General features: G+C 72.4%; 13 protein-coding genes. 6 read left to right on the top strand and 7 right to left on the bottom strand.

Going from position 1 to position 17,374, the window contains the following annotated elements; all coding sequences use genetic code 11:
- Positions 1 to 56: 56 nt before the first annotated feature.
- Positions 57 to 596 (top strand): metallophosphoesterase family protein, encoded by a 540-nt coding sequence (locus tag HND91_RS09250; protein ID WP_181706276.1) that lies wholly within the window; start codon positions 57 to 59, stop codon positions 594 to 596.
- A 38-nt stretch (positions 597 to 634) separates the two neighbouring features.
- Here the strand turns inward: HND91_RS09250 and HND91_RS09245 are convergent, their stop codons facing one another.
- The 4 genes from HND91_RS09245 to HND91_RS09230 form a co-directional block, all read right to left on the bottom strand.
- Complete coding sequence (locus HND91_RS09245) at positions 635 to 1,897, bottom strand: multidrug effflux MFS transporter (RefSeq protein ID WP_181706275.1); 1,263 nt, start codon at positions 1,895 to 1,897, stop codon at positions 635 to 637.
- A gap of 263 nt (positions 1,898 to 2,160) precedes the next feature.
- Positions 2,161 to 4,308 carry a xanthine dehydrogenase family protein molybdopterin-binding subunit gene (locus tag HND91_RS09240; protein ID WP_181706274.1) on the bottom strand — a complete coding sequence of 716 codons (2,148 nt, stop codon included), beginning with the start codon at positions 4,306 to 4,308 and terminating at the stop codon, positions 2,161 to 2,163.
- On the bottom strand, positions 4,305 to 5,294 hold the full coding sequence (locus HND91_RS09235) for an FAD binding domain-containing protein (RefSeq protein ID WP_181706273.1): 990 nt from the start codon (positions 5,292 to 5,294) through the stop codon (positions 4,305 to 4,307). Before HND91_RS09235 ends, HND91_RS09240 begins: the two co-directional genes overlap by 4 nt.
- A 3-nt stretch (positions 5,295 to 5,297) precedes the next feature.
- On the bottom strand, positions 5,298 to 5,816 hold the full coding sequence (locus HND91_RS09230) for a (2Fe-2S)-binding protein (protein WP_425485427.1): 519 nt from the start codon (positions 5,814 to 5,816) through the stop codon (positions 5,298 to 5,300).
- Positions 5,817 to 6,113: 297 nt separating this feature from the next.
- On the opposite strand from HND91_RS09230, the gene HND91_RS09225 reads away from it, so the two are divergent.
- Positions 6,114 to 9,389: a helicase-related protein gene (locus HND91_RS09225; protein ID WP_181706271.1), complete on the top strand. Its 3,276-nt coding sequence runs from the start codon at positions 6,114 to 6,116 to the stop codon at positions 9,387 to 9,389.
- 170 nt (positions 9,390 to 9,559) lie between these two features.
- On the opposite strand, the gene HND91_RS23035 is transcribed toward HND91_RS09225, so the two are convergent.
- Genes HND91_RS23035 through HND91_RS09210 form a run of 3 tightly spaced genes read right to left on the bottom strand, consistent with a single transcriptional unit; the run spans position 9,560 to position 12,336 of the window.
- Positions 9,560 to 11,026, bottom strand: coding sequence for a DUF3618 domain-containing protein (locus HND91_RS23035; RefSeq protein WP_181706270.1), 1,467 nt, complete (start codon positions 11,024 to 11,026; stop codon positions 9,560 to 9,562).
- Complete coding sequence (locus tag HND91_RS09215; protein ID WP_181706269.1) at positions 11,023 to 11,469, bottom strand: phage holin family protein; 447 nt, start codon at positions 11,467 to 11,469, stop codon at positions 11,023 to 11,025. Before HND91_RS09215 ends, HND91_RS23035 begins: the two co-directional genes overlap by 4 nt.
- A gap of 12 nt (positions 11,470 to 11,481) precedes the next feature.
- Positions 11,482 to 12,336: a hypothetical protein gene (locus HND91_RS09210; RefSeq protein ID WP_181706268.1), complete on the bottom strand. Its 855-nt coding sequence runs from the start codon at positions 12,334 to 12,336 to the stop codon at positions 11,482 to 11,484.
- A 784-nt stretch (positions 12,337 to 13,120) separates the two neighbouring features.
- On the opposite strand from HND91_RS09210, the gene murJ reads away from it, so the two are divergent.
- The 4 genes from murJ (at position 13,121) to HND91_RS09190 (ending at position 17,182) form a co-directional block, all read left to right on the top strand.
- The gene (gene murJ, locus HND91_RS09205; protein WP_181706267.1) at positions 13,121 to 14,719 is read left to right on the top strand and encodes a murein biosynthesis integral membrane protein MurJ; all 1,599 of its coding nucleotides are present in this window, start codon (positions 13,121 to 13,123) and stop codon (positions 14,717 to 14,719) included.
- Positions 14,720 to 14,850: 131 nt separating this feature from the next.
- Positions 14,851 to 15,888, top strand: coding sequence for a tryptophan--tRNA ligase (gene trpS / locus HND91_RS09200; RefSeq protein ID WP_181706266.1), 1,038 nt, complete (start codon positions 14,851 to 14,853; stop codon positions 15,886 to 15,888).
- A gap of 79 nt (positions 15,889 to 15,967) precedes the next feature.
- Positions 15,968 to 16,462 (top strand): universal stress protein, encoded by a 495-nt coding sequence (locus HND91_RS09195; protein WP_181706265.1) that lies wholly within the window; start codon positions 15,968 to 15,970, stop codon positions 16,460 to 16,462.
- Positions 16,463 to 16,621: 159 nt separating this feature from the next.
- The gene (locus HND91_RS09190; RefSeq protein WP_181706264.1) at positions 16,622 to 17,182 is read left to right on the top strand and encodes a NifU family protein; all 561 of its coding nucleotides are present in this window, start codon (positions 16,622 to 16,624) and stop codon (positions 17,180 to 17,182) included.
- Positions 17,183 to 17,374 lie beyond the last annotated feature (192 nt).

The following is a 17,374-nucleotide window of genomic DNA, read 5'->3' as shown; positions in this document are numbered from 1 at the left end:
AGGCGGGCCGAGGGTCGGGCCGCGGGGGCGGACACGGGGGCGGACATGGGGACACGATGACCGTCTGGTTCACCAGCGACACCCATTTCGCCGACCCGCGGGTGCTGCGGATCGACCGGCGGCCCTACCCGGACCTCGCCACCCACGACGCCGCCCTGATCGAGGCCTGGAACGAGCGCGTGGCGCCCGGCGACACGGTCTGGCACCTGGGCGACGTAGTGCTCGGCCGCCCGCCTGGGCGGATCGACCGGCTGCTCGCGGTCCTTCATGGCGACAAGCACCTGATCATCGGCAACAACGACGGGCCGGAGACGGTGGAGGCCGCCGGCTGGGCGAGCGCGCGGCACTATCACGAGATGGAGCTGGACGGCGTCCGGCTCGTCCTCTGCCACTACCCGTTCCGCACCTGGAACAAGATGGGCAAGGGCTGGGTGGACCTCCACGGCCACAGCCACGGCAAGCTGAAGGCGGTGCCGCGCCAGATCGACGTGGGCGTGGACGCCTGGGGCTACCGGCCGGTGACGCTGGGCGAGATGCTGGCGGCCCGTGCCGGCCGGGCGCGCCGGCCGGCGGAGCAGACGCCCCCGCCCTCCTGACCGTCCCGCCGACGCCGCCGGATCGGTCCGGTTTCGCCTCAGCGGCCGGGCGGGAGCGGCGTCTGGGCCTGGAACAGGCGGCCCTTCTCGGTCCAGAGAGTGACGGCCAAGGTGGCGATGCTGAGCACCAGGAAGCCCGTCACGAGAGGCGTGACCGTGCCGTCGAACGATTGGCCGACGGCGAGGCCGAGAAGCGCGCCGCCGAGCGTGGTGTAGAAGCCGATCAGCGACGACGCGGTGCCGGCGACGGCGCCGAGCGGCTCCATGGAGAGCGCGTTGAAATTCGGCAGGATGAGGCTGAACAGGAAGTTGTTCGCCGCCATCAGGACGAGAAAGAGGACGAGCGGCGGGTGCCCGCCCGTCGCGACGGCGCTGAGGACCTGCAGGAGCGCGACGCCCACGTAGCCGACGAGGGCCCCGTGGGCGATCCGGCGCATGCCGAAGCGGGGCACGAAGCGCGAGTTGAGGAAGGACGCGACCCCCATGGCGCCGGCGACCAGCGCGAAGGCGAGCGGGAACCAGGACCCGAGGGCGTAGACCTCCGTCTCGAAGATCTGCTGGGCCGAGCCGATGTATCCCATGAGGCAGCCGGACATGAGCGCCATGCCGGTGGAATAGCCGAACGCCGTGCGGTTGGTGATCGTGCGGACGGCTGCGTCGCCGATCCGCCGGACCGAGAAGGGCATCCGGTAGTCCGGGTGCAGCGTCTCCGGCATGCGCAGGCCGAACCAGATCAGGAGGACGGCCCCGAGGCCCAACATGACGGCGAAGATCATGTGCCAGTCGGCGAAGGCCAGCACCACCCCGCCGAGGGCCGGGGCGAAGATCGGCACGATGATGAAGATCATCATCACGAACGACATCACCCGCGCCATGTCCCGCCCGCCGAACCGGTCGCGCACGATGGAGACGGCGAGCACCCGGGCGGCGGCGGCGCCCATGCCCTGCACCACGCGCCCGGCGATGAGGACGGCGAAGCTGGGCGCGAACAGGGCGAGCACGCAGCCGGCCGCGAACACCAGCGTGCCGCCGATGACGGCCGGCCGGCGGCCGACGATGTCGGAAAGCGGCCCGTAGACAAGCTGCATGACGGCGAAGCCGATCATGTAGCTGTAGACCAGCCATTGGAGCTGGTTGGTGTCGGTGATGCCGTAGCTGTCCGCGACGGGCGGAAAGGCCGGCAGCAGGAAGTCGATCGAGAGCGCCGTCAGGCCCATCATGAGGGCGACGATGCCGACGAACTCGGCGAAGGAGAGCGTCTCGGCGGCGGCCGGTCGGTTCGTTTCGGGTCGGGTATCCATGTCGGGTCCGTGGGCGGCGGGCGGTGGCCCGCCGCGAATGCGGGGGTCGCGTGGAGGGCCGGGGCCGCGCGCGGACGATCAGGTGATGCCGCCCGGACGAAGCCGTTCGGATCGGAAGAGCGGGCCGGCCGGGCCGGGCAAGGACTCGGTCAACGGTGAGGCCGGCCCGTTTCCATACAGGATCCAGGTGGACCGGATCGTGACGAAGCGTCCGCCTCACCGAAAGGTGACGGCTGAGGCAATCGCCTCAACCGCGACGGTCTTCAGCCGATCACCCGCTCCGCCATGATCGGGATGTGGCGGATCCGCCGGCCGGTGGCGTGGAAGACCGCGCTGGTGATCGCCGGGGCGACGCCGCAGATGGCGATCTCGGCGAGGCCCTTGGCGCCGAGCGGGTTGAAGATGGTATCCTCGCCGGGGACAAAGACTACGTCGAGGTCCGGCGTGTCGGCGCAGACCGGCACGAGGTATTCGGCGAGATTGGCGTTCATCACCTTGCCGAACCGCTCGTCCCACTCGGCCTGTTCCATCAGCGCCATGCCGATGCCGCCCATCATGCCGCCGATGCACTGGCTGCGGGCGATCTTCGGGTTCACCACGCGGCCGACGTCATAGGCGCCGACCATGCGCTTGACCCGGACGGCGCCGAGGCCCTCGTCCACCCGCACCTCCACGAACACCGCCCCGAAGGCGGAGCTCGCGTGGGTCTTGGTCTCCTCGCCGGGCGCGGCCTTGCCCTTGGCGTCGAGCCGGTCGAGGCTGTTCGCCCGCAGGGTCTCGGCGATCGAGCCGCCCTTGGCCGGCAGCCGGTCGAGCTTGTCCCTCAGGGCCTCGCAGGCGGCGGACGCGGCCGTGCCGACGCTCGCGAGCGTGATGGAGCCGCCGTGGACCGGCGCGGTCGGCAGGTCGCTGTCGCCGAGCTCGAACCGGACCGCGTCCACTGGCAGGCCGAGCGCGTCGGCGGCGATCTGGGTGATGGACGTGTAGGTGCCCGGGCCCATGTCGGAGGCGGCCGAGCGGATCACGGCGGTGCCGTTGGCGAAGACCGTCGCCTGCATCTCGGCCGCGCCCCGGTCCGCGTGGTAGATGGCGGTCGCCATGCCGTAGCCGACGAGCTCGGTGCCGACCCGCATGGAGCGGGGCTCGGGGATCCGGTTCGCCCAGCCGAACCGCTCGGCGCCGGTCTCGTAGCAGGTCCGCAGCTCCTTCGACGACCAGGGCTGGCCGGTCTTCTCGTTCGTGTCCGCGTGGTTGCGCAGGCGCAGCTCCACCGGGTCCATGCCGAGCTCGAAGGCAAGTTCGTCCATGGCGGCCTCAAGGGCGTAGAGGCCGGTGACGATGCCCGGGCCGCGCATGGGGCAGGGCGAGTTCACGTCCATCTCGACCAGCCGGTAGGCTGTGCGGACGTTCGGGCAGGAATATGTGGTCTCGGCCGGCTGGAGCGTGGTCTCGGCATATTCCTCGTAGGTGGCCACCTGGGCGGCGGCCTCCTGGACGATCGCGGTGAGCTTGCCGTCCCGGTCGGCGCCGAGCCGCACGCGCTGTTCCGTATGCGGACGATAGCCGACCGCGTTGTAGAGCTGCCGCCGGCTGAGCTCCACCCGCACCGGGCGGCCGGCCATCCGGGCGGCGATCGCCGCGATGGTGACGTGCGGCCAGGTGCGGAGCGCCGACCCGAACGCGCCGCCGACGAAGGGCGAGATGACCCGGATCTTCTCCTTGTCCATGCCGAACACGTGGGCGATCTCGTCGACCACGTTCTGAACCCACTGGGTCTTGTCGTAGAGGGTGAGCCTGTCGCCCTCCCAGGACGCGATGGTGACGTGGGGCTCGATGGCGTTGTGATGCTCGCGCGCCTGCACGTAGGCGGCGTCCACCGTGACGGCGGCGCCCGCCAGCGCCCCGTCCGCATCGCCCCGGCCGGACGCGCCGGGACGGCCGCCCTTGGCCGTCTCCTCGCTCGGCTCCCGGCCGCGGCCCGGATCGAACACCGTGCGGGCCTCCGCCTCCTCGTAGGCGATGCCGATGCAGCTGGCGGCGGCGTCGGCGATCTCCTGGGTCTGCGCCACCACGGCCGCCACCGGCTGGCCGTTGAAGAGGATGTCCGGACCCTGGAACACCTGCAGCTGGTCGCCCGACTTCGGATCCACCTGCGGGCGCTTCTCCATCTCGTGGTAGGGCAGGCTCGGCGCGTTGAGGTGCGACACGACCGCGAGCACGCCCGGGATGGTTTCGGCGGCGGTCGTGTCGATCCGGCGGATCCGGCCCTTCGGGATGGTGGACGTGACCACGGCCGCATAGGCGAGGCCGTCCGGCGCGAACTCGCCGGCGTAGCGGGCCGTGCCGGTCACCTTGGCGGGACCGTCGACCCGGCTGACGGGCTGGCCGATGGCGGGCGTTGGAGCGTTCATCGGTTGGCCTCCTGGTCGGCGGTGGCCGCAAGGGCGCGCGCGACGGCGTTGACGAGAAGCGGGACCTTGAAGGCGTTGCCCGGGCGCGGATCGGCGCCGTCGGCGGCCGCCTCGGCGGCGAGCTGCAGGGTCTGGACGTCCATCGGCCGGCCGACGAGCCGGTCCTCCACGGCGGGCAGCCGCCAGGGCTTGGTGCCGACGCCGCCGGCGGCGACCCGGGCCGCCACCACCTCGCCGTCCGCTACCACGAGGGCGACGGCGGCGGAGACGAGCGCCCATTCGAAGCTCGCCCGGTCGCGGACCTTCAGGTAGCGGCCCGGCAGGTTCGTGGCCTGGATCGGAACGAAGACCGCCGTGATCAGGTCGCCGGGCTCCAGCGCTGTCTCCACATAGGGCGTGTCGCCGGGCAGGCGGTAGAAGTCGTCCAGCCGGATCGACTTCTCGCCGCCCGCCCGTTCGACGATCACCTCGGCGTCGAGCGCCACGAGCGCGACCGCGAGGTCGGACGCGTGGGTGGCGATGCAGTGGGGACTGCCGCCGAACACCGCGTTCAGCCGGTTCTGGCCCGCCTGGGCGGGGCAGCCGGAGCCGGGCTCGCGCTTGTTGCAGGGCGTCGTGACGTCCCGGAAGTAGAGGCAGCGGGTCTTCTGCAGAAGGTTGCCGCCGATCGTCGCCATGTTGCGCACCTGGGGCGACGCGGAGGCGGCGAGCGCCTCCGCGACCAGGGGCAGCCGCTCGGCCACGATCGGATCCTCGATCACGTCGGCGAGGCGGGTGGCGGCGCCGATCCGGATCCCGTCGAGCTGGGCCGTGACGCCGGTGGTGCCGACGCGCGATACGTCGAGGAGGGCGCGCGGATGGGCGATCCCCTCCTGCATCAGCTGCAGAAGGTCCGTGCCGCCTGCGATGTAGGTGGTGCCCGGGTGGTCGGCGCGGCGGCTGGCGCCGGTGGCGGCGTCAAGCCGCTCGTAGGTGAAGGCGCGCATGGCTCAGGCGTCCTCGCGGCTGGGGACGGCGGCGCCGCTTCGGTCGGTTGCCCCCGCGACGGTCCGGATGGCGTCCACGATGTTCGCGTAGGCGCCGCAGCGGCAGAGATTGCCGCTCATGTGCTCGCGGATCTCCTCGTCGCTGCCGCAATGCCCCTCCTGGAGGAGCGCCACCGCCGACATGATCTGGCCGGGGGTGCAGTAGCCGCACTGGAACGCGTCGCAGGCGACGAAGGCCTCCTGCATGGGGTGGAGCGCATCGGGCGTGCCGAGGCCCTCGATGGTGGTGACGCTCGCCCCGTCCGCCATCACGGCGAGGGTGAGGCAGGAGACGATCCGGCGGCCGTCGAGGTGCACCGTGCAGGCGCCGCACTGGCCGAGGCCGCAGCCCTTCTTGGTGCCGGTGAGATGGAGCCGGTCGCGCAGGGCGTCGAGCAGCGTGGTGCGGGGATCGACGTCGAACCGCGTCTCCTCGCCGTTGACCCTGAGGGTCACGGTGAGCGCATGAGGGTCGTTCGGCACGGGGGACTCCTGGCGTTCGCGGGGAGGCGGGGGTTGCTTCTCAACGTGGCGGGCCGGGGGCGGTTCCGGACGCCCGGTTCGTGCGGGAGCCGGCGAGGGGCCGGTCCGCCGGCACGGAACGGGCGGTTCCGGCGCACGTTGACCGGGGCTCCGGGGCCGCATGCCCGCGATGGCTTCGGCCCTCGCGGGCGGCATGAGCTCCGGACGTCACGAGATCGGAGCGCGGCCCGGTCGACCGGACGGGCCCGCCAGCGGGACCGCCGGCCCGCGGAGCGCTCCCGGGAAGGCTGAGACTTCATGGCAGACGGATCCGAACCGAGTTCCGCCGCGCGGGTGGCCGAGACCATCGCCCCCGCCGCCCCCGATGCGCGCTCCCGGCCGACCGGCCCGATCCCGCACGCGGCGCTCGCCCTGCGGCTGGCGGCCCGCCTTTCCGCCGGCGGCGAGCACCTGGTGATGGCCGCGGACGAGACCCGCGCGACGGCGCTGGCCCAGGCGGTGGCCGCCCTTGCGCCCGGCGCGGAGGTGATCCTCCTGCCGCGTTGGGATGTGCCGCCCGGCGAAGCCGTGGCTCCGTCCCGCGCCGTGATGGGCCGGCGCGTGGCGGCGCTCCGGCGGCTCGCCCGGCCGGCGACCACGGGCCGGATGGTGGTGACGACGGCCGACGCGGCGGTGCAGATGCTGCCGCCCGCCGACGTGATGGCGGCCGCCTCCTTCACGCTCGCGGTGGGCGAGCCGTTCGACGAGGCGGCCCTGAGGCGGTTCCTGACCCGCACCGGCTGGGCCTTCGACGACCGGGTGGACGAGCCCGGCGAGGTCGCGGTCCGCGGCCAGGTGATCGACGTCTACCCGGCCGGCGAGGCCCAGCCGTTCCGGCTCGACCACGACGACGGCCGGGTGGCGGGTATCCACCGGTTCGACCCGGCCACCCAGCGGACGACCAGCAACGGCATCGAGACGGTGACGCTGGCGCCCGCCTCCGAGGCCGTGCTGCCCGAGGACGCCGAACCGGACGAGGACAGCGTGCCGGAGGCCCGCCTCGGGGCGCTCTACGACCGGCTCGACAGCCTGTTCGGCCTGATGCCGGCCGCGACGGTCTGGACGGAGCCGACGGTGCGACGGCGCGCGGCCGCGCTTCTCGCCCAGGCCGACGAGGACGAGCGCACCGCCCGGCTGACCGTGCCGCGCGACGAGGTGGAGCGGGCGCTTTCGGCGGTCGAGCCTCTCGCTGCACTCGGACGGGCGGGGCCGGTGCCCCGGTTCGCGGCGCGCCGGGACGGGATCCGGGCGTTCCGGGACCATGTGGCCGCGGCCCTCGAGGCGGGCGACCGGGTGCTCATCGCCGGCGAGGAGGCCGACGTGGCGGCGCTCGCCCGCCGCCTCGGCCGCACGCCGGAGCGGGTGGAAACCGCGTCGGCGGTGCTGGCTGCCGGGCCCGGGTCGCTTCTCGCCGCGACGGTGGATCTTGGCGCCGGGGCGCGGCTCGACGATGAGGCGGTGACGGTGATCGCGGCGGCCGACGTGCTCGGCCGCCGGGCGCGGCGGCACCGGGACGAGCGCTCCGCCGCCGAGGCCGTGCTGATCGACGCCGGCTTCACGGTGGGCGACGCGGTGATCCACATCGACCACGGGCTCGGCATCCTGCGGGGACTGGAGGCGGTGGCCGGCGATGCCGGCGAGACGGTGCGGCTGGAGTATGCCGGCGGGGCGGTGCTGATGGTGCCGGTCGCCGACATGGACCGGATCTGGCGCTACGGCGCCGACGCGGACGCCGTGACCCTCGACAGGCTCGGCGGCGAGGCCTGGCCCAAGCGGCGGGCCAAGGTGGAGGCGGCGCTGGCCGAAGCGGCCGAGCGGCTGACCGCGGCCGCCGAGGCGCGGAGCCGGGAGACCGCCCCGGTGATCCGCCCGCCGGAGGATCGCTACGACCGGTTCGCCGCCCGTTTCGGCTATACGGAGACCGCCGACCAGGCGAGGGCGATCGACGACGTGCTCGCCGACCTCGCCTCCGGGCGGCCGATGAACCGGCTCGTCTGCGGCGATGTCGGCTACGGCAAGACGGAGGTGGCGCTCCGCGCGGCCGCCGCCGTCGCGTTCAGCGGCCGGCAGGTGGCGATCGTGGCGCCCACCACCGTGCTCGCCCGCCAGCACGACTCGATCGTGCGCGACCGGTTCAGAGGACTTGGCGTGACCGTCGGCCACCTGTCGCGGTTCGCCAGGCCGGCGGAGGCCAAGGCCGTGAAGGAGGGGCTGAAGGATGGCTCGACCCGCGTGGTGGTCGGCACCCACGCGGTCGCCGGCAAAGGCGTGGAGATCCCCGACCTCGGCCTCCTGGTGATCGACGAGGAGCAGCGCTTCGGCGCGGCCCAGAAGGCGGCGCTGCGGGCCCTCGGCAAGGGCGTCCACGTGCTGACCCTGACGGCGACGCCGATCCCCCGGACCCTTCAGTCGGCGCTCGCCGGCCTCACCGACCTCAGCCTCGTGGCGACCCCGCCGGCCCTGCGCCGGCCGATCGCCACCCGCGTCCTGTCCTGGTCGGACACGGTGGCGGCGGAGGCGTTGCGCGCCGAGGCGCGGCGACGCGGCCAGAGCTTCGTGGTCTGCCCCCGGATCGAGGACCTGGAGCCCATGGCGGACCGGCTGGCGGCCATCGCGCCGGAGCTCTCGGTGCGGATGCTCCACGCGAAACTGCCGGCCGACGAGATCGACCGGACCCTGATCGAATTCGGGCGGGGCGAGGGCGACGTGCTCCTCGCCACGTCGATCGTGGAAAGCGGCCTCGACATGCCGCGGGTGAACACCATCCTGGTCTGGCACGCGGACCGGTTCGGCCTCGCCCAGCTTCACCAGCTGCGCGGCCGGGTGGGCCGCGGCACCCGGCGCGGCATGGCGCTCCTGACGACCGACCCGGACGGCGAGCTGGCGCCCGCGACCCTGAAGCGCCTGGAGACCCTGGTGGCGCTCGACCAGCTGGGCGCCGGCTTCGCCATCAGCGCGTCCGATCTGGACCAGCGCGGGGCGGGCGACCTCTTCGGCGAGGACCAGGCCGGCCACGTGAAGCTGATCGGCGCCGGCCTCTACCGGCGCATGCTGGAGGTCGCGCTCCGCCGCGCCAAGGGCGAGGCGGTCGACGAACGGCCGCCGCCGGAGATCCGCGGCGTGGATCTCGGCCGCATCCCGCCCGACTGGGTGCCGGAGCCGGACGTGCGCCTCGACCTCTACGCCAAGGCCTACGGCCTGTCGGACGCGGGGGCGGTGGACGGCTTCGCCGAGGAGATCGGCGACCGCTTCGGCGCGCCGCCGCCGCCCGCGGCCGCCTTTCTGGACGTGCTGAGGCTCCGGGTGCTGGCGAAGGCCGCCAAGGTGTCCCGGATCGACCTCGGGCCCCAGGCGATCGCCTTCACGTTCGAAGACGCTGGCACGGCGGACGGTTTCGCGGCCGACCTGACCGGTCCCGGCCTGTCCGTCCCCGACGTGACCGTGAAGGAGGAGAAGGTGGTGGTCGGCGCGGCGCTGGAGGCCGAGCCGGACCGGATCCGCGCCGCCACCGGGTGGCTCGACGCCGGGTCGTAAGGATCTGCGCGGCGGGCCGGGCTCCGGGCCGCCGCGTGCGGACGGGCGACCGGCGGCCGTCCAGGCCCGCGTCGGGGTCCGGCCTCGACCGTATCCCGTTAGCACCCAATGGAACGGGCGGCGCCTCGAAGGAGACGCCGCCCGTCGTTGTCAAGGGCCGGGCCGCCCGGTCAGGACGGGGTGCGGTCGGTCGGGTTGCCGCGCTTGGTGTCGGTCGTGGCGTTCGGCGGGGTGGTGCCGACGGCCGGCTTCACGTATGCGCTGTCCTTGTCGCTCTTCGCCCCGCCGGCCGCATCCTGCGGCTTCGGGGTCACGCCCGACCCGCTGGCCGGGCTCGATCCGCTGGTCGGATCCGGGCGTCCGCCCGCCTGCATGCCGGACGAGCCGCCGTGGAGGCCGGTGCCCGTGGAGGACGAGCCGACGCCGGACGCCATGGACGAGGAGCCGGTGGAGCCGAGGCCCGACGAGGAGCCGGCGGCGCCCGACGACACCGTCGACGCGCCCGAACCGCCGGCGGACGAGCCGGCGCCGGACGACCGGCCGGACGAGCCCGACGTGGAGACGCCCGCCTGGCCGGCGACGCTCTCGGCCTTCGACTTCAGCCGGTCCGCGACCGCGCCTGCGGCCTCGGTCAGGTTCTGGGTGTTGAGCCCGCGCTCGTCGAGAGTCTGGTTGACCTCCGACAGGGTCTCGGACGCGACGGCGCGGGCCTGCTCGCCGTAATCGCGGGCGGCGGCATAGCCCTCGTCCTTCAGCCGGTCGGCGGTGTCGCCCATCATCCGGTCTTCGGTGCGGGTCGACGGCAGCAGGGCGCCGAGCGCCGCCCCGACCGCGAGGCCGATGGCGCCGAGAATCAGCGGCTGGTCGTCGATCACCCGGCCGAACGACTGGCGGGCATGGGACCCGAGGTCGGCGGCGTGGCTGCCGAAGGCGGACGCGCGGTTGCCGGCCGCGTAGGCCGCGTCGCGGATGCCGGAACCCACGTGCGAGGCGCCGGAGGAGACGCCGCCATAGGCCGACGACACGCCGTCCCGGGCGCCGGAGAAGGCGGACGAGGCCCGCTCGCCGACGCTGGAGACCGCGGACGCGGCCCGCTCGGCCGCGCCGGACACCGCCGAAGCGGTGCGGCTGGCGGCCGACGACACCCGGTCCGTGGCCGACGAATAGGCGTGCGACGCGGACGCGCCGGCGCTGGAGGCCGCATGACCGACGCCGCTCGCCATGCCGGAGACGCGGCTGCCGATGCCCTCGCGGGACGACGAGCCGGACGTGTCGACGCCGTAGGGCGCGACGGAGCCGAGGCCGCCGTCACGGTCGGTGCCGCCGGCGTGGCCCATCGGGAAGGTGGACCGGTGGCCGAACCGGTCGGCGGTCAGGAGCCAGCTGATGCCGGCGCCGATCAGGAGCACGGGCAGCGGGTTGTCCCGCACCGAGCGGCCGAGGTTCTTGGCGAACATGCCGCCGCCGGATTCCTTGCTGTAGTCCAGCACCTGGTCGAGGATCTGGCCCGGCGACATGCGCTCCCGGATCTGGTCGAGCGTCATGGACAGACGCGCGCGCGCCTCCTCGACCTCGTTCTCGATGCGGTCCGGGTCCCGGTTCTCGTGGCCGTTGCCGTTGCTGTAGGTGGTGCTCATCGAGTCTTCTCCTTGACGACGGCCGCATCCCGCTGGAGCTGCTCGGTCGTCCGAACCGGGGCGAGGTTGGCGGCGCTGACGGCGTTGGAGCCCTTCTTCAGGAGCACGGCGCCGATGATGGCCACCACGATCCCGACGATGAGGGCGCCGACGCGCTCCGGCACGTCGAAGTAGGCGAGCCAGTAGACGATCGCCTGCAGGAGCAGCACGAGGGCCGCCACCATGAAGACGGCGCCGATGCCGACCTGCGAGATGGCGCTGCCGACCTGGCCGACCTTCTCGGAGACCTCCGCCTTGGCGAGTTGCACTTCCTTGCGGAAGAGGGTGGACGTCTGTTCGACGAGGTCGCCGAAGAGATCGAAGACGGACCGCTGACCGTCCCGGTGGGTGTCGCGGTGAATGTCCCGCTGGGTGTCCCGATGGGTGTCCCGATGAGTGTCCATGTCAGGCCTCCGTCAGGTGATCTTGCGGTCGGGCGTCGAGCCCGGCGCGCCGCTGGCCGTGGACGGTCCGCCGTCGCCGACCGACGAGGCGCTGCCCGAGCCGAGGGTGCTGGAGCCGGCGGGCTTCGGCGTCTGGCCAGGGCTCTCCGTGTGGAGGCCTGCCGAGCGGATCGGGTCCGGCGAAGGGGTGGACGACCCGGGCGAGGAGAAGCCCGGCGACGAGCGGCCGCTTTCCGAACCCGGGCCGGCACCCGTCGGGAACCCGGTCTTGCCGGCCGGGGAGCCGGTGCCGAACGAGCCGGACCGGCCGGAGTCGTAGCCGCTGCCGGTGCCATAGACCGAGCGCCCTGCGCCATAGCCGGTCGGATCGTCGCGGTCCATGGCGCCGCGGCCCATGGGACCGCGACCGGCGGAGCCATAGCTCTCCGGGCCGTAGCCTTCCGAGCCGTAGCCGGTGGAGCCGGCACCATAGCCCGTGGAGCCCATGCGGTCCGACGGGTGGCTGTGGCGGGCGGAACTGCCAAGGAAGCGGGCAGCCACGAAGCCGACGGCGAGCGCCGCGCCGAAGAAGGCCACCGGCTCGCGGCGGGCGAACTGGTCCACGCTGCGGATCAGGTCGGCGGTGCTGCGCTGGCGGATCGCCTCGGAAACGTTGTCCACCATGGACGCCGCCTCGCGGGCGTAATGGGCGAACTGGGGCGACGACTGGTCCAGGCTCTCGGCCGCCGACCGGGCCGCCTCGGCCACGTTGTGGATGGCGTCGGCGCCGGCCGCCTTGCCGCGCTCGGCCTGGTCGCGGACCTGCTCCTTGGCGCTGTCCGCCATGCGGCGCGCCTGCTCGCGGGCCTGCTCGGCGGTCTGGCGCAAGGTCTCGCCGGCCTGACCGGCCGCGGATCCGGACGCGGACGAACCGGAGGTGGAAGACCCGGTCGTGGAGGACCCGGACGTGGTGTTCCCGGACGAAAGGTGCGCGTCCTCGGGCCGGCCCGTCGTTGCGGACGTTCCGGACCCCGGGTTCGGTGACGTTGGCGTACTCATGGGTGTTGGCTCCTCGACCGTGGCTTCGGTTGTTGCACGGGATCGCGTAGCCAACGGGGAGCGCGGGAGCTTGTTCCGAATCGGGGCTTGACTGTCTTACAAATCTGCGCCCGGACGGGTCGTTCGGCCCGGCAACGACCGACGGCGGCCGAGGAACGACCCGTCGTCCCGCACGCAAGCAGGCACGCCGCCGGTGCAAAGAACGGCGCGCAAAAAAAAGGCCGCTTGCGCGGCCTGAAGTCTTAGGGAGGAAACGCCCAAGGAGGGCATGCGACGGCGAACCGTCGCGAGTTCAGATATGCCGCGTTTGGGTGCGTTTTGCAACGCAGCAATAATGCATGGCGGTTATGCGACTCCGTCATGATCCAGGTCGGGAATGCTCTGAATCCGCTTGATCTTCGGTCATCTGACGCGAAAACAGGCGCTCGTCTGCTCTTTTGCGCTGCAGCAGCAGCGGTCCCGGCCCGGCTTTCAGACGAAAGTACTAGGCCCTTGTGGTCGAAGCGCCGCCCCGGCGAAGAAGGCCAATCGCGGCGGTCGCCGCGCCGGGGCGCTTTTCCGGGCCGGCGGATCGGGGTAGGAGTGCGGCCGCGCCGGATTGCGGGGTCGAGGCATGTCCCTTCTGAAGAATTTCGCGACGGTCGGGATGGCCACGATGACGAGCCGGGTGCTCGGCTTCGTCCGCGACATGTTCATGGCGTCCATGCTCGGCGCCGGGCCGATCGCCGACACCTTCTTCGTCGCCTTTCGTCTCCCGAACCTGTTCCGGCGCCTGTTCGCCGAGGGCGCCTTCTCGGCCGCCTTCGTGCCGCTGTTCAGCCGGGCCCTGGCGGAGGATGGCCAGCCGGGGGCGCGGCGGCTGGCGGAGGAGATCCTGGCGGTCTTCCTCCTGGCCCTCGTCGTCGTGACGGCCGCCGCCGAGCTCGCCGCGCCGCTTCTCGTCTACCTGCTGGCCCCGGGCTTCGCCGCCGATCCGGAGAAGTTCTCCGACGCGGAACTGATGACGCGGATCATGTTCCCCTATCTCGCCTGCATGTCGCTGACCGCCATGGCGGCGGGCATGCTGCAGTCCTTCGGGCGGTTCGCGGTGGCGGCCTTCGCGCCGTCGCTCCTCAACGTGGTGCTGGTGGCGGTGCTCGGCCTGATCTGGTGGCAGGGCTGGGCGGGCACGCAGACGGCCGCCTACGCGCTCTCCTGGGCGGTGTTCGCGGCCGGCTTCGCCCAACTCCTCGCGGTGGCGGGCAGCCTGTGGTTCATCGGCTTCCCGGTCTCGCTCCGGCGGCCCCGGGTGACGCCCAACGTGCGCCGGCTGGTGACGCTCGGCATTCCGGGCGTGATCTCCGGCGGCATCACCCAGATCAACATCGTGATCGGCACGGCGATCGCGTCCTTCATCCCGAACGCGGTGTCGTGGCTCAACTACGCGGACCGCATCTACCAGCTTCCGCTCGGCGTCATCGGCGTCGCCATCGGGGTGGTGCTGCTGCCGGACCTGACCCGGCGCCTGCGCTCCGGCGACGCGGAGAGCGCCTTCCCGACCCAGAACCGGGCGCTGGAGTTCGCCATGGCGCTGACGCTGCCGGCGACCGTGGCGCTGATCGCCATCCCGGACACGATCATGCGGGTGTTGTTCGAACGCGGCGCCTTCACGCCGGAGGACACGGCCGCGACGGCTCTGGCGGTCGCGGCCTTCGCCGCCGGCCTGCCCGCCTTCGTGGCGATCAAGGTGTTCCAGCCGAGCTATTTCGCCCGCGAGGACACGCGCACGCCGACCATCCAGGGCGGCTGGTCGGTGGCGGTGAACGTGGCCGGCTCGCTGGCCCTGGTGCCGTTCGTCGGCCATGTGGGGATCGCGATCGCCACCAGCCTCGCCGCCTGGGTGAACGCCGTCCTCCTGCTCGCCACGCTGGTGCGCCGCGGCCACTTCGTCGGCGACAGGCTGCTGACGCGGCGGCTCCTGCTCCTCACCGGGGCGAGCCTGGCCATGGGCGGCGCGCTCCTCGCCGGCAAGCGGACGCTCGCGCCCTTTCTCGATAGTCCGTCCGAGCTCACCGCCGGGCTCGCGCTCCTCGCCCTCTGCGCGGGCGGCATGGGCGTCTACGGGCTCGCTACCGTGCTCACCGGCGCCGTGGACGTGAAGCGATACGGCCGCGCCGTCCTGGCGCGCCGGGCCGCCAAGGGGGCGCCGACCAAGCCGGGTGCCGACGCCTGACGGGGCCGCCCGGCCGGCCCGCGCTTTCGGCGCCTTGCAGCGGCCCCGGCCGGAGCCGGAGGCTTGAGTTGGGCGGCGGTCTCGCGCATAAGGGCGCGCTCGACAGTGTCTCCGGCCTTCAGGGTCCATCGATGGCGTTCAAGCCTCTCGTCTTTTCCGGCGTCCAGCCCACCGGCAATCTCCACCTCGGCAACTACCTCGGGGCGATCAAGCGCTTCGTGGAGATGCAGGCGACCCACGACTGCATCTATTGCGTCGTCGATCTCCATGCGGTCACCGTCTGGCAGGACCCGGTGGAGCTGAAGAAGCAGATCCGCGAGGTCACGGCGGCCTTCCTGGCGTCGGGCATCGACCCGAAGGCGCACATCGTGTTCAACCAGTCGCGGGTGGCCGAACACGCCGAGCTCGCCTGGGTGTTCAACTGCATTGCCCGCATGGGTTGGCTCAACCGGATGACCCAGTTCAAGGAGAAGGCCGGCAAGGACCGGGAGAACGCCTCCGTGGGCCTGTTCGCCTATCCGACCCTGATGGCGGCGGACATCCTCGTCTACCGGGCGACCCACGTGCCGGTGGGCGAGGACCAGAAGCAGCACCTGGAACTCGCCCGCGACATCGCCGGCAAGTTCAACAACGACTTCGCGGCCTCGATCGCGGCGAACGGCCACGACCCGGAGGCGGGCTTCTTCCCGCAGCCGGAGCCCCTGACCCAGGGGCCGGCGCCGCGGGTCATGAGCCTTCGCGACGGCACCAAGAAGATGTCGAAGTCGGATCCGTCGGACTATTCGCGCATCGCGCTCGCCGACGACGCGGACGCCATCGCCCAGAAGATCCGCAAGGCGCGGACCGACCCGGACGCGCTGCCGTCCGAGGTGGAGGGCCTGAAGGGCAGGGCCGAGGCGGAGAACCTCGTCACGATCTTCGCGGCGCTCTCCGACCGCACCCGGGAGGACGTGCTGCGGGACTATGGCGGGGCCCAGTTCTCCACCTTCAAGCCGGCGCTCGCCGACCTCGCGGTGGCGACGCTCTCGCCCATCACCGGCCGCATGCGCGACCTGATGGCCGACCCGGCCTACATCGACGGCGTGCTCGCCGAAGGCGGCGCCCGCGCTTCCGCCATCGCCCGGCCGGTGATGGACCAGGTGAAGGACATCGTGGGCTTCCTGCGCTGAGCGGACGTGTGGAGCATGGGAGCGGCCGGCGGCGGCATGCCCTTGCCGCCGGCGCCGACTGCCCGGTAAACTGGCGGCCATGGTATCGAAACGTCTCGCCCGCGAAGAAGGGCACCGCCGCAAGTTCCTCGCCATCGTGGACGAGACGCCCGAGTGCGAGCGGGCGGTCGTCTACGCGGCCTCGCGCGCGGCTCGCACCGGCGGCGTGCTGGTTCTCCTCTACGTGATCCAGCCGGGGCAGTTCCAGCACTGGCGCGGGGTGGAATCGATCATGCGCGCCGAGGCCATGGACGAGGCGGAAGCCCGCCTCGCCGACTATGCCGAGAAGGTGCGCGTGCTCGCCGCCATCGACCCGGAGCTTGTGATTCGCGAAGGCAAGTCCGCCGACGCCATCAATTCCCTCATCGAGGAGGACCAGGACATCGCCATCCTGGTGCTCGCCGCCTCGTCCGGGCCGGACGGCCCGGGGCCGCTCGTGTCGTCGATCGCCGCCAAGGGCGGAGCGGGCTTCTCCATCCCGGTCACCATCGTGCCGGCGGGCCTTTCCGACGAGGACATCACCGCCGTCGCGTGACCCGCCGCGCTCCTCCCGGGAACGGTCGCCGGACCGGCAAGCGCCCGCGCCGGATCGGTCGCGAGGCGCTTGCCGCTTGAACAGCGCGCCGGACTCGCTACATTCACCTTGGAATTATTCCAGGCTGAGCTGAAAGCCCGCCTGAGGGAGACCAGACCCATGTTCATCCAGACCGAGGCGACGCCCAACCCCGCGACGCTGAAGTTCCTGCCCGGCCGTGTCGTGCTGGACGGCGGCCCGCGCGAGTTCCGCTCTCCCGAGGAGGCGACCGAATCGCCGCTCGCCGAGGCCCTGTTCCAGGTGCCGGGCGTCACGGGCGTGTTCTTCGGCTACGATTTCATCACCGTCACCAAGACCGACGCCGACTGGCCGCGCCTGAAGCCGGCGGTGCTGGGCGCCATCATGGAGCACTTCGTCTCCGGCCGGCCGATCCTGAACGCCGGCGACGAGGAGGAGGCGCCGGGCGACGAGGATTTCGATCCGGCGGACGGCGAGACGGTGGCGACCATCAAGGAACTGCTCGAGACCCGGGTGCGGCCGGCGGTCGCGGCCGACGGCGGCGACATCACGTTCCGGTCGTTCCGCGACGGCGTCGTCTACCTCAACATGCGCGGATCCTGCGCCGGCTGCCCGTCCTCGACGGCCACGCTGCGGCACGGAATCCAGAACCTTCTCAAGCATTTCCTGCCCGACGTGCAGGAGGTTCGCGCCGTCTCCTGACCGGCTTGCGAACGCAAATACGGACATGGACGGCCGGATCGGAAGCCCGATCCGGCCGTTTCTCCGTCGGCTGTCCACGAAGCGTGAACGATGAGTTGACCGGTTCGGGACTGGTCCATTTCGCGCCGCGGAACGAAATAGGGAAGCGAAGCCGGTCGCCTGTCGATCGGCCCCGATCTCTTTCCCTTCGAG

It is taken from the genome of Chthonobacter rhizosphaerae, from assembly GCF_013839525.1.
GTDB lineage: Bacteria > Pseudomonadota > Alphaproteobacteria > Rhizobiales > Pleomorphomonadaceae > Chthonobacter > Chthonobacter rhizosphaerae.
Note: the sequence above shows the minus strand (reverse complement) of the source record. Positions and strands in the feature narration are given on the sequence as shown.